Raw genomic sequence first — 11,839 nt, 5'->3', positions numbered from 1 at the left:
AACTGGGGTCGACGACCCCTGCGCGAGGAGGCGCCCCCCATGACCCCGTACCCGCACCTGCTGAGCCCGCTCGACCTCGGGTTCACCACCCTGCCCAACCGGGTGATCATGGGCTCGATGCACGTCGGCCTGGAGGAGACGGAGCACGGCTTCGAGCGCATGGCCGCCTTCTACGCGGAGCGGGCCCGGGGCGGCGTGGGGCTCATCGTCACCGGCGGCATCGCGCCCAACGAGGCCGGCCGCCCCTGGGACGGCGGGGCCAAGCTCACCACGGCTGAGGAGGTCGCCGAGCACCGGCTGATCACCGACGCCGTGCATGCCGAGGGGGGCCGGATCGCGATGCAGATCCTGCACTTCGGCCGGTACGCCTACCACCCCGGTCTCGTCGGCCCCAGCCCGATCAAGGCGCCCATCAGCCCCTTCGTACCGAACGAGCTGACCGACGCCGAGGTCGAGCAGACCGTCGAGGACTACGCGCGCTGCGCCGAGCTGGCCAAGGAGGCCGGGTACGACGGCGTCGAGGTCATGGGCTCCGAGGGCTACCTCATCAACGAGTTCATCGCCGCCGCCACCAACCGGCGCACCGACCGCTGGGGCGGCTCGTACGAGAACCGGGTCCGCTTCCCGCTGGAGATCGTCCGCCGCATCCGCGAGCGCGTCGGCGAGGACTTCATCCTCGTCTACCGCCTCTCCATGCTGGACCTCGTCCCCGGCGGCTCCACCCTGGAGGAGGTCGTCCAGCTGGCCAAGGAGATCGAGGCCGCGGGCGCGACCATCATCAACACCGGCATCGGCTGGCACGAGGCGCGCATCCCCACCATCGCCACCTCCGTGCCGCGCGGCGCCTACACCTGGGTGACGAAGAAGCTGATGGGCGCGGTCTCCGTGCCGCTCGTCACCTCCAACCGCATCAACACCCCCGAGGTCGCCGAGGAGATCCTGGCCGACGGCCGCGCCGACCTGGTCTCACTGGCCCGCCCCTTCCTCGCCGACCCCGCCTTCGTCGCCAAGGCGACGGCCGGCCGCGCGGACACCATCAACACCTGCATCGGCTGCAACCAGGCCTGCCTGGACCACACCTTCAACCTGAAGATCACCTCCTGCCTGGTCAACCCGCGCGCCTGCCACGAGACCGAGCTGGTCCTCTCCCCCACCCGCCTCGCCAAGCGCGTCGCCGTCGTCGGCGCGGGCCCGGCCGGACTCGCGTGCGCGGTGTCGGCGGCCGAGCGCGGCCACGCCGTCACCCTCTTCGACGCCGCCGCCGAGATCGGCGGCCAGCTGAACATCGCCAAGCGGGTACCGGGCAAGGAGGAGTTCGACGAGACGCTGCGCTACTTCCGCGTGCAGCTCGCCGAGCGCGGCATCGACGTCCGCCTGAACACGTACGTCTCCGCCGCCGACCTGGACGGCTACGACGAGGTCGTCGTCGCGACCGGCGTCACCCCTCGCACGCCCGGGATCGCCGGTGAGGACCACCCGAGCGTCCTCAGCTACCTGGACGTGCTGCGGGACGGCGCTCCGGTCGGGGACCGGGTCGCGATCATCGGCGCGGGAGGCATCGGCTTCGACGTGGCCGAGTTCCTCACGGACGGCGGCGAGGGCGCGAGCCAGGACCCCGAGACGTACTTCCGCCAGTGGGGCGTCGACACCTCGTACGAGAACCGCGGCGGACTGCGCGCGCCCGAGCGGAACGCCCCGCCGCGCCAGGTGCACCTGCTCCAGCGCAAGAGCACCAAGGTCGGCGCCGGCCTAGGCAAGACGACCGGCTGGATCCACCGCACCGAGCTCAAGCACCGCGGGGTCACCATGGTGGCGGGCGTGTCGTACGACCGGATCGACGACGCGGGCCTGCACGTCACGATCGACGGGGAGGCGCAGCTCCTTCCCGTCGACACGGTCGTGCTCTGCGCCGGGCAGGAGCCGCGCCGCGACCTGTACGAGGAGCTGATCGCGGCGGGCCGCTCCGCGCACCTCATCGGCGGCGCGGACGTCGCCGCCGAGCTGGACGCGAAGCGGGCCATCGACCAGGGGACCCGCCTCGCCGCCGCCCTGTGACGGCCGCACCGTGATCACCGTGGCCGGCCGAACCTAGGATGCGAGCATGTCCCTCCCGCACGCGATCCTCACCGCGCTGCTCGAAAAGCCGTCCTCCGGCCTCGAACTGACGCGCCGCTTCGACAAGTCGATCGGCTACTTCTGGTCGGCCACGCACCAGCAGATCTACCGCGAGCTCGGGAAACTGGAGCAGGCGGGGCACATCCGCGCCCTGCCTGCCCCGGTGCCCGCGCGGGGGCAGAAGAAGGAGTACGAGGTGCTGCCCGCCGGCCGGGCGGAGCTGAGCGACTGGGTGGGCAGGGCCGAGGACCCGAAGCCGCTCCGGTCCGCCCTGCTGCTGCGGATGCGGGCCGCGGCGATGGTCGGAACGGCGGGGCTCCGGGCCGAGCTGGAGCGCCATCTGTCTCTCCACCAGGCCCAGTTGGACGAGTACCTCCTGATCGAGGCCCGCGACTTCCCGGCGGAGCGCCGCCGCGCCGAACCGGACCTGCTGCGCCACCTCGTCCTGCGGGGCGGGGTCGATCTGGAGCGGTTCTGGGTGGAGTGGCTGACGAGCGCGCTGGCCGAGCTGGGGCCGGAGGACTGACGGCCCTGCGGTGCGGTACCCCGCCGGGCCGGCACCCGCCACCCGCCCGTTGTGGGGACGCGCCGTTCGCCCGTAACGGACCGCGCGGCGCGTACGGGCCCCGGATCACGCCTCGCCCGTCGCCGTCCGGCGCCACGCCGAATCCCGCAGCAACCGCAGCCCGTTGAGGCCCACCAGGACCGTGGAGCCCTCGTGGCCCGCGACGCCCAGGGGGAGCGGCAGGTTGCCGGCGAGGTCCCAGGTGACGAGAGCGCCGATGCAGACGCCCGCGATCACCAGGTTCTGGACGACAAGGCGCCGGGCGCGGCGGGAGAGGGCCACGACGGCCGGGATCGCGTGCAGTTCGTCGCGGACCACGACCGCGTCGGCGGTCTCCAGGGCGAGGTCGGAGCCGGCCCGGCCCATGGCGATGCCGGTGTGGGCGGCCGCGAGGGCCGGTGCGTCGTTGACGCCGTCGCCGACGAGCAGCACCTTGGCGCCCGCCCGCTCCCACTCCCGTACGGTCTCGGCCTTCTCGTGCGGGAGGAGGCCGGCGCGCACGTCGCTGAGCCCGGCCTCGGCGGCGATGCGGGCGGCCGCACCCGCGTTGTCGCCGGTCAGCAGGGCGGGGGCGGCCCCGGTGAGCCGGGCGAGGGCGGCGACCGCCTCGGGGGCGCCTTCGCGGAGCCGGTCGGAGAGGTGGAGGACGGCGGCGGGGGCGCCGTCGACGAGGACCTCGACGGTGGTGTCGGTGTGGGCGCCGGGCGCCCGTCGGACCCGCACCTCGCGTCCGCCCACCACCGCCCGTACCCCCTGACCCGGCTCGGCGGTGAAGTCGCTCGCCTCGGGGATCTCCAGGCCGCGGGCGCGGGCCTCGGCCACCACGGCGCGCGCCAGCGGGTGCTCACTGGGCAGTTCGGCCGCCGCGGCGAGCGCGAGGGCGGAGTCGTCGCCGTGGACGGCGGTCACCCTCGGCGTCCCCTCGGTGAGGGTGCCGGTCTTGTCGAGGGCGACCCGGTCGACCGCGCCGAGCCGCTCCATGACGACGGCCGACTTGACGAGGACGCCGTGGCGTCCGGCCGTCGCGATCGCGGAGAGGAGCGGGGGCATGGTGGCGAGGACCACCGCGCAGGGCGAGGCGACGATCATGAAGGTCATGGCGCGGAGCAGGGCGCCGGTGAGGTCGGCGCCGAGGGCGACGGGCAGGCCGAAGAGGGCCAGGGTGGCGACGACGACACCGACCGAGTAGCGCTGCTCGATCTTCTCCACGAAGAGCTGGGTGGGGGCCTTGGTGGCGCTCGCCTCCTCGACGAGGGCGACGATCCGGGCGATGACGGAGTCGGCCGCGTCCTTGTCGACGCGGACGCGGAGCGCCCCGGAGCCGTTGAGGGTGCCCGCGAAGACCGTGTCGCCCGGCGTCTTGGGGGCGGGGAGGGGTTCGCCGGTGATGCTCGCCTGGTCGACGTCGCTCGCGCCGCGCAGGACCGTGCCGTCGGCGGGGAGCCGCTCCCCGGGCCGTACGAGGACGGTGTCGCCGACCGCGAGGGCGGTCGCCTCCACGGTCTCCTCTCCCCCGGGCGTGAGGCGGACGGCGGTGGCGGGGGCGAGGTCGAGCAGGCCGCGGACCGAGTCGGCGGTACGGCAGGTGGCGAGGGCCTCCAGGGCGCCGGAGACGGCGAAGATGACGATGAGGAGCCCGCCGTCGAGGTACTGGCCGATGGCGGCGGCCCCGAGGGCGGCCACCACCATCAGCAGGTCCACGTCGAGGGAGCGCTCCTTGAGCGCCTGGAGGCCGGCCCAGCCGGGTTCCCAGCCGCCGGCGGCGTAACAGACCGCGTAGAGCGGGCCCCAGAGCCAGCCCGGGGCGCCGGCCAGGTCGAGCGGGAGGGCGACGAGGAAGGCCAGGGCGGCGAGCGCGGCCCAGCGGACCTCGGGGAGGGCGGCGGCCCGGGTGCGGTGCGGCGTCCTCGGCGTACGGGCGGGGGCGGGGGCCTGCGGGGTGGTGAGCTCCGGGAGGGCCATGAGAAGGACACCTCTTTCGAGGGCGGCGGGCAGGACGGCCCTCGGGCACGGCGGGCAGGACCGCACCGGGCGGGGCCGGGAGGGTCACCACCATACCCGAACACATGAAGAGGTCTTCACGTATAGACATACGAGCGCCGCTACGATGAGCGCATGGGACACGGAGCGAACGGCGAGACCACCCCCGCAACCCACCTGGACGCCGAGTCCGCGGCCGCCATCGCCGCCACCCTCCAGGCCCTCGCCACCCCGTCCCGGCTGATGATCCTCACCACCCTCCGCCAGGGCCCGTGCGGCGTCACCGACCTCGCCGCCGCCGTCGGCATGGAGCAGTCCGCCGTCTCCCACCAGCTCCGGCTGCTCCGCGCGCTCGGCCTGGTCACGGGCGTCCGGCAGGGGCGCCGTATCGAGTACAGCCTGTACGACAACCACGTCGCCCAGCTCCTCGACGAAGCCGTCTACCACATCGAGCACCTGCGGCTCGGGGCACGCGACGGCGCCCGCACCGGCGTGGATACTGGTCAGTCGTAGTTCCACGACACGAAGGGGCGGGTATGGCCGACGACTTGGGGCGCCGCGCTGCACGTCACGCGGTGGTCATCGGGGGAAGTCTCGCTGGACTGCTTGCCGCTCGGGTACTGGCCGAGCACGCCGAGAAGGTGACGGTCGTCGAGCGCGACCGCTTCCCGGAGGGACCGGACGCGCGGCCGGGTGTCCCGCAGGGCCGGCACCTGCACGTCCTCATCGCGGGCGGGCAGCAGGCGTACGACGAGCTGCTCCCCGGCTTCATGGACGAGCTGCGGGAACTCGGCGCGCCCAGGGTGGGCGTGCCCGAGGACATGGTCCAGTGGCAGAACGGCAGGTGGATCCGCCGGACGCCCGCCACCGCGAGCTTCTACTCGGGTTCGCGGCCACAGCTCGAGTGGCTGGTGCGGCGGCGGGTCCTCGCCGACCCGCGCGTCGAACTGGTCGAGGGCCACGAGGCGATGGGACTCACCGGCGACTCCTCGCGTGTGCGCGGAGTCAGGCTGCGCGAGCGTGGCGCGGGAGCCGGGAAGGAAGCCCGTGTCCTGGAGGCCGATCTCGTCGTCGACGCCTCCGGCCGGTCCACGAAGGCGGCGGACTGGCTGGCGGCGGTCGGCGCCGAGGCACCGCACGAGGAGGTCATCGACACCGGTCTCGCGTACGGCACCCGGGTCTACCGCGCGCCCGCCGGCGTGCTGGACAGCGATGCCATGGGTTACTTCATCGTGCCCGACTCCGCCCAGGAGTACGGGGCTGTCGTACTGCCCGTCGGCGACGGGACCCATCTCGTCACGCTCTCGGGGCTGCGTGGCAACGAACCGCCCACCGAGGAAGGGGCGTTCGAGAAGTTCGCGAAGCGGCTTCCGCACCCGCTGATCAGCGAGTGGCTGGCCGGGGCGGAGCCGGTGTCCCCGGTGTACGGCTTCCGCAGGACCGCCAACATCCGGCGCCGGTACGACCGTCCAGGCCGCCGCCCGGCCGGCTTCCTCGCCACCGGCGACGCGCTCTGCGCCTTCAACCCGGTCTACGGACAGGGCATGGCGGTGGCGGCGATCTCCGCCGTCGCCCTGCGCCGGGCGCTCTCCGACCCGAAGCGCACCCCGACCACCCGGCGCGTGCAGCGCGCCCTCCTCGACGCCTCCCGGCAGGCCTGGGACATCTCGACGGGCGCCGACAAGAAGATGCCCGGCGCCCTCGGCGGCACGAAGTCCCCCAGTGCGCTGGACAAGGCGGCCGGCTGGTACCTGAGCCGCGTGCAGGAAAGGGCGGCGGGCGACCCGTTCGTCGGCGCGGCCTTCCGCAAGGCGATCAGCCTCACGGCTCCGCCGAGCGTGCTGTTCGCACCGGCCGTGGCACGTGCGGTGCTGTTCGGCCCGGTGGCGCCGACACCCTCCGAACCGCCACTGCGCCGCGACGCGTAGCCCGTACGCCCGTACGAGTGACGGCGGCGGCCCGGGGCCCGGTCAGGCGCCCGGGGCCGCCGTCACCATGCCCGCGGCGATGGCCGCGCCGAGCGCCGCGTAGTCGTCGGCGTTCTGCCCGGCGTACGCGAGGGCGAAGTCGGCCACGGCGCGGTCGAAGACGTCCGAGCCGCCGAGGTAGGCGGCGATGGCGATCCGGTCGCCGGAGCGGGCGTGGGCGCGGGCGAGGGCCCGGCCGCAGAGCCGCGCGTAGTCGCGCAGAACGGCCGGGGACATGGTCTCCACCTCGGCGGAGCCCTTCATGTCGCGCAGCTGCCGCCAGTAGAAGTGGCGCTGCTCGGGGCCGGTCATCCAGCCGAGGAAGATGTCGCTCGCGGCCTGGGTGAGCCGCTGGCCGCAGACGACGCGGCGGCCCTGGTGGGGGTAGGCGGTCGGGGCCAGGTACTGCTCAAGGACGGAGCGGCCGGCCTCCTTGATCTGGAGGATGAGCGGGTCTCCGTCGTCCCGTCCTTCGAGGAGGAGGACGAAGCAGCGGGTGCCGACGCTGCCGACCCCGACGACCTTGCGGGCCGCGTCGACGAAGTGGAAGCGGTCGAGGAGGACGCGGCGCTCCTCGGCGAGGGAGCTGCGGTAGTCGCTGAAGATCTTGCCGAGGGTGACCCGGTCGATGTCCGTGGCGCGTTCGAGGAGCGGTGGGTCGTCGACGAGGTGCCGATTCCCGGCCTCGTCGGTCCCGGTGAGCCGGCCGAGGGCCTGGAGGCTGGTGCGGCGGCGGGCCCGGTCGAGCCGCCGGGCGACGCGGGTCCGTTCGCCGCGGCGGACGAGGGGCAGCAGGTCGTCGGCGGCGATCCGCTCGTACCAGACGGCGAGTTCTCCGAGGCCGGCGAGGCGGCGCATGCTCGTGCGGTACGACTCGACGGCGGCGAGCGCGGCGCGGTGGGCCTTGGGCTTGGCGCTGCCGTTCTGGAGGGCGGCGACGGTGATGCTGGCGGCGAGCCGCTTCACGTCCCATTCGAAGGGGCCGGGGAGGGTCTCGTCGAAGTCGTTGACGTCGAAGAGGAGCGTCCGTTCCGGTGAGGCGTACACACCGAAGTTGAGCAGGTGGGCGTCGCCGCAGAGCTGCACGGTGAGCCCCGTGTGGGGCTGGGCGCCGAGGTCGGCGGCCATGACGGCGGCGGCGCCGCGCAGGAAGGCGAAGGGGGAGACGGCCATCCTGCCGTAGCGGAGGGGGACGAGGTCGGGGAGCCGGTCCACGGACTGGCGCTCCAGGACGTCCAGCGGGTCGGGGCGCTGTGAGCTGGGTATCCAGCGGCCGTGGGAGGTGCGGGAGACGCGTTTGCGGGCCGCCTTGCCCCGAGCGGCGCGCTCCGACGGTGTCGTCATCCGGCCTCACCCGCCTCTTCCCGCCGCCGCGCCTCCGGCCCGTCACCTGGACCCTCATTACACGGCGCGACGCTCGTTTCGGCCACTCTGCCGGACCGGCCTGGCCAAATGGTTTAGACCAATGATAGGAATTGATCACCCACACGGTCCATGCTGTCACGCTGAGCACAGAGAGGGTTGATCATGGTCGAGCCCGATTCCGAGGCGGCGGACGTGCCGCGCTATCTCCGGGTCGCAGCCGCCCTGCGCGAGGACCTCACCCGGCGGCACATCTCCCCCGGCAGCCGACTCCCGTCGGAACGCTCGCTGTCCCAGCGCTACCACGTCAACCGGCAGACCGTCCGCAGCGCGCTCCAACTCCTCAGGGACGAAGGGCTCGTGGTCACCGACCGGCGCGGCACCTTCGCCGCCGCCGACGCGACCGCGCCCGAGCCGGCCGCGCCCGCCGTCACGGCCCGCCGGCCGACCTTCCCCGGCGGCCCACGGGCGGCCGAGGCGCTGGTGCGAGCCTCGCTCACCTGGGAGCCATCGCCCACCCCCCTGGCGCCACGGCTCCTGCTCACCCCCGGCGAACCGACGCTCGTCCACCGGCACACGGTCCTCGGACCGCACGGGGCGGCGCTCCAGCGCGCGGTCTCGTGGTTCTCCCGGCCGGCCCTCGCCGAGATCCCCCAGCTCTCCCGGTACCGGCGGGGCAAGGACATCCATCCCCAGCCCGACCTGCGGCTCCTCTACCACTGGATGCACCAGGCGGGCCTGCGGATCACCCACCGCGAGTCGGTCGGCGTCCCGCCCGGCCCGGCCACGACGACGGCCGGCGGCACGGCCCGGCTGATCGTCCACCGGGTCGTCAGCGACCAGCACGGGCGCGCCCTGGAGATCACGGACATCGACTTCTCGGCCCAGTCGGCCGCCTGGACCTACGAGTTCAGCGTCTGACTGCCGTCCGGTACGGGGACGGGGCGAGACGGGCGCCGATCCGCCGGACACGCCCCGGGGCCGGGCCCGGCCGTCAGACGATCCCCTCGGCTATCTCCGCCTCTTCGCGGGCGGTGCCGTACGCGGTCGGCGTGCCGTACGAGCGGCGGGCGACGTACCACCAGACGCTGGCGAGGACGAGCACGACGGCCAGTGCGATGGCGGCGTAGTTCATGGTGTCGACGTTCACCGGGGACTTCTGCGGCAGGCAGAAGAGGACGGTCACGAACGCCACCCAGACGACGGCGATCCAGCCGATCGGCCTGCTCCAGCGGCCGAGGCTCCAGGGGCCGGGGACGAAGCGCTTCCCGGCGCGCAGCCGGAGGTAGATCGGGATGGCGTACGCGGGGGTGATGCCGATGACGTTGATCGCGGTGACGGCGCCGTAGGCGGTGGCGGAGTACAGCGACGGGACGGCGAGCAGCGCGGCCACGGCGACCGCGAGCCAGACGGCGGGGACGGGCGTCTGGGTCCTGCCGCTGACCTTGCGCCAGATCGCCGAGCCCGGCAGGGCGTTGTCGCGGCTGAAGGCGAAGACCATGCGGCTCGCGGCGGCCACCTCGGCGTTGCCGCAGAAGAGCTGGGCCACGATCACCACGAGCAGCAGGGCGGCGGCGCCGCCGGAGCCGAGCGCGTCCAGGAGGATCTGGGCGGGCGGGACGCCGGTGGCGCTGTTCTGGGTGGCCGCGTAGTCCTGGATGGCGAAGCTGAGTCCGGCGAGGAGGGCGAAGCCGGCGAGCCAGGAGACCCAGATGGCCCGGACGATGCCCTTCGCGGCGGTGACGGAGGCGTTGGAGGTCTCCTCGGAGAGATGGGCCGAGGCGTCGTAGCCGGAGAAGGTGTACTGGGCGAGGAGCAGGCCGATCGCGGCGACGTAGAACGGGTTGGCCCAGCCGGTGTCGTTGACGAACTCGGTGAAGACGAACTCGACGGACTGGTGCCGGTCGGGGACGAACGCGAGCGCGCCGACGATGACCGCGACGCCGATCAGGTGCCACCACACGCTGACGGAGTTGAGGACGCTGACGAGCCGGACGCCGAAGAGGTTGAGTCCGGCGTGGAGCAGCAGGATCGCGAGGAAGACGAGGAAGGTGGAGCCCGGGGTGGGGACGAAGCCCCACTGGAGGTTGAGGAAGGCTCCGGTGAAGAGGGCGGCGCCGTAGTCGATGCCGGCGATGGCGCCGAGGAGGCCGAGCAGGTTCAGCCAGCCGGTGTACCAGCCCCAGCGGCGCCCGCCGAGCCGGTCGGCCATGTAGTAGAGGGCGCCGGAGGTGGGATAGGCGCTGGTGACCTCGGCGAGGGCGAGGCCCACGCACAGGACGAAGAGGCCGACGCCGGCCCAGCCCCAGAGCATGACGGACGGGCCGCCGGTGCCCATCCCGAAGCCGTAGAGGGTCATGCACCCGGAGAGGACGGAGATGACCGAGAAGCTGATCGCGAAGTTGCCGAAGCCGTCCATGCGACGGGCGAGGACGGGCTGGTACCCGAGTTCTCTCAGTCTCGCCTCGTCGTCCTGGGACGGCGGTGGCTTGCGTATCGCGTCGGTCGGGGCGTCGGTACGGGACATGGGGACCTCCGGGGACGGGTAAGGAGCGGGGGTACGTCGGGGGGTGGGGCACGCGTCAGCCGCTGAGACAGCGGGTGCGGGCGCGCAGGAAGATCTCCTCGGCGAGGGCGCGGTCGTCCGGGTGAGCGGTGCGGTAGGCCCAGGGGAGGGTCGTGTAGTAGGGGCCGAGCGCCTCGAAGACCCGGGCCGCGTCGGCGAAGCGGAGGGCTCCGAAGAGGGCGTGGGCCAGGTGGTTGAGGTCGAGCAGCGAGGCCTCGTCGGTGGCGCAGAAGAGGAACCAGCTGTCCATGGCGCGCTGGGCGTCACGGACGGCGTCCTCGGCGACCCAGTGGAGGTCGAGGGCGCGCTCGTGGCCTCGCTCGCGCCGGTAGCGCTCGACGCGGACGTAGAGCGGGAGGGCGTGCAGGGCCGATCCGACGGGCGCCGAACTGGCGGCCCAGTGGGCGTAGTTGACCGCCTCGGAGAGCGGTCCCGACCGGCGGGCGTAGACGAACTGCAGCATGCGGTGGTGGGCCTCGCGGTTGTGCGGGTCGCGCTTCTCCGCCTCGGCGAGCAGGCCCCAGGGGCCGGGCGGCAGCATCGGGGCCGGCGGGGTGAGCCGGTGCTCGGCCATGCGCCGGCGGGTGTCGAGGGCGGCGAGGGCGAGCAGGCCGATCCAGGGCACGGGGTCGGCGGGCGAGCGGTCGGAGGCCTCGCGGCAGGCGGTCCAGGCCTCCTGCCAGAGTTCCCGGGTGCGGGTGTGGCCGGAGCGGTGGGCGCGGACCGCCCGCTCGACGGCGACCCGGCTGTGCATCACGGTGGCGGCGAGGCTCTCGGGCTGCTCGGCGCGCCAGATGGGGACGACGTCGGTGCCCGCGGCGACGGTGGCGAGGACCTGGGTGCGGCGGGTCCAGGCCTCCCAGTCGGAGGTCTCGTCGAGGAGCCGGGCCATGGCGACCCAGCGGCCGGTGCGCAGGTCCTGGACGGCGTTGCGCAGGGCGTGGTCGTGGCCGGCGGGGTGGTAGACGGGCCGGAATCCGTGTCCGGCCATCAGGGGGTGGGGCGTGGTGTGGATGACATGGGTCCTCGGTGGATGGAAGGGGGTGGTCAGTCCCCCGGCGGGCGTCCCGGCCGTGATCGGCGATCACTATAGAGGGCTCTGGACTCGACCGGTCCACTTTCTTTTGTGACGGTAACTATTCAGTCATCGACCAAATGTGACGCGTTGTCAGGTTGGGCAAAGGACCTGACGTGGTCGGACGCCGAGGCTTGACGAAGCCCTCGCGCGACGGCACCCTGACCCTTTTCGGTGATCGGATGATCACAGAAGGTCGAGCGACGGGA

At 73.3% G+C, this 11,839-nt stretch carries 9 protein-coding genes; 5 read left to right on the top strand and 4 right to left on the bottom strand.

Annotated elements, in window-relative coordinates; genetic code table 11:
* Nucleotides 1–39 precede the first annotated feature (39 nt).
* Both ACZ51I_RS12765 and ACZ51I_RS12760 read left to right on the top strand, forming a co-directional pair.
* Nucleotides 40–2,055 (top strand): NADPH-dependent 2,4-dienoyl-CoA reductase, encoded by a 2,016-nt coding sequence (locus tag ACZ51I_RS12765; protein WP_468874638.1) that lies wholly within the window; start codon nt 40–42, stop codon nt 2,053–2,055.
* Between the two features lie 46 nt (nt 2,056–2,101).
* The gene (locus tag ACZ51I_RS12760) at nt 2,102–2,641 is read left to right on the top strand and encodes a PadR family transcriptional regulator (RefSeq protein ID WP_468874636.1); all 540 of its coding nucleotides are present in this window, start codon (nt 2,102–2,104) and stop codon (nt 2,639–2,641) included.
* A 105-nt stretch (nt 2,642–2,746) separates the two neighbouring features.
* On the opposite strand, the gene ACZ51I_RS12755 is transcribed toward ACZ51I_RS12760, so the two are convergent.
* The gene (locus ACZ51I_RS12755) at nt 2,747–4,642 is read right to left on the bottom strand and encodes a heavy metal translocating P-type ATPase (RefSeq protein ID WP_468874633.1); all 1,896 of its coding nucleotides are present in this window, start codon (nt 4,640–4,642) and stop codon (nt 2,747–2,749) included.
* Between the two features lie 153 nt (nt 4,643–4,795).
* Between ACZ51I_RS12755 and ACZ51I_RS12750 the strand changes: the two genes are divergently transcribed.
* Together ACZ51I_RS12750 and ACZ51I_RS12745 are read left to right on the top strand one after the other, a co-directional pair.
* Nucleotides 4,796–5,173 carry an ArsR/SmtB family transcription factor gene (locus ACZ51I_RS12750; RefSeq protein WP_468874630.1) on the top strand — a complete coding sequence of 126 codons (378 nt, stop codon included), beginning with the start codon at nt 4,796–4,798 and terminating at the stop codon, nt 5,171–5,173.
* 23 nt (nt 5,174–5,196) lie between these two features.
* Entirely contained in the window at nt 5,197–6,588 is a 1,392-nt protein-coding gene (locus ACZ51I_RS12745) for an NAD(P)/FAD-dependent oxidoreductase (protein ID WP_468874628.1), read from the top strand.
* 42 nt (nt 6,589–6,630) lie between these two features.
* Here ACZ51I_RS12745 and ACZ51I_RS12740 read toward each other — a convergent pair whose 3' ends face one another.
* On the bottom strand, nt 6,631–7,971 hold the full coding sequence (locus ACZ51I_RS12740; protein WP_468874626.1) for a DUF2252 domain-containing protein: 1,341 nt from the start codon (nt 7,969–7,971) through the stop codon (nt 6,631–6,633).
* Between the two features lie 183 nt (nt 7,972–8,154).
* Between ACZ51I_RS12740 and ACZ51I_RS12735 the strand changes: the two genes are divergently transcribed.
* The gene (locus ACZ51I_RS12735) at nt 8,155–8,910 is read left to right on the top strand and encodes a GntR family transcriptional regulator (protein WP_468874623.1); all 756 of its coding nucleotides are present in this window, start codon (nt 8,155–8,157) and stop codon (nt 8,908–8,910) included.
* Between the two features lie 73 nt (nt 8,911–8,983).
* Here ACZ51I_RS12735 and ACZ51I_RS12730 read toward each other — a convergent pair whose 3' ends face one another.
* Together ACZ51I_RS12730 and ACZ51I_RS12725 are read right to left on the bottom strand one after the other, a co-directional pair.
* A complete protein-coding gene (locus tag ACZ51I_RS12730) occupies nt 8,984–10,516 on the bottom strand; it encodes an amino acid permease (protein ID WP_468874621.1) in 1,533 nt (510 codons plus the stop codon).
* Between the two features lie 55 nt (nt 10,517–10,571).
* A complete protein-coding gene (locus ACZ51I_RS12725) occupies nt 10,572–11,546 on the bottom strand; it encodes a hypothetical protein (protein ID WP_468874618.1) in 975 nt (324 codons plus the stop codon).
* Nucleotides 11,547–11,839 lie beyond the last annotated feature (293 nt).

The organism is Streptomyces sp. NPDC034084 (genome assembly GCF_055575535.1).
This window is presented reverse-complemented; position numbering and strand designations above follow the sequence as displayed.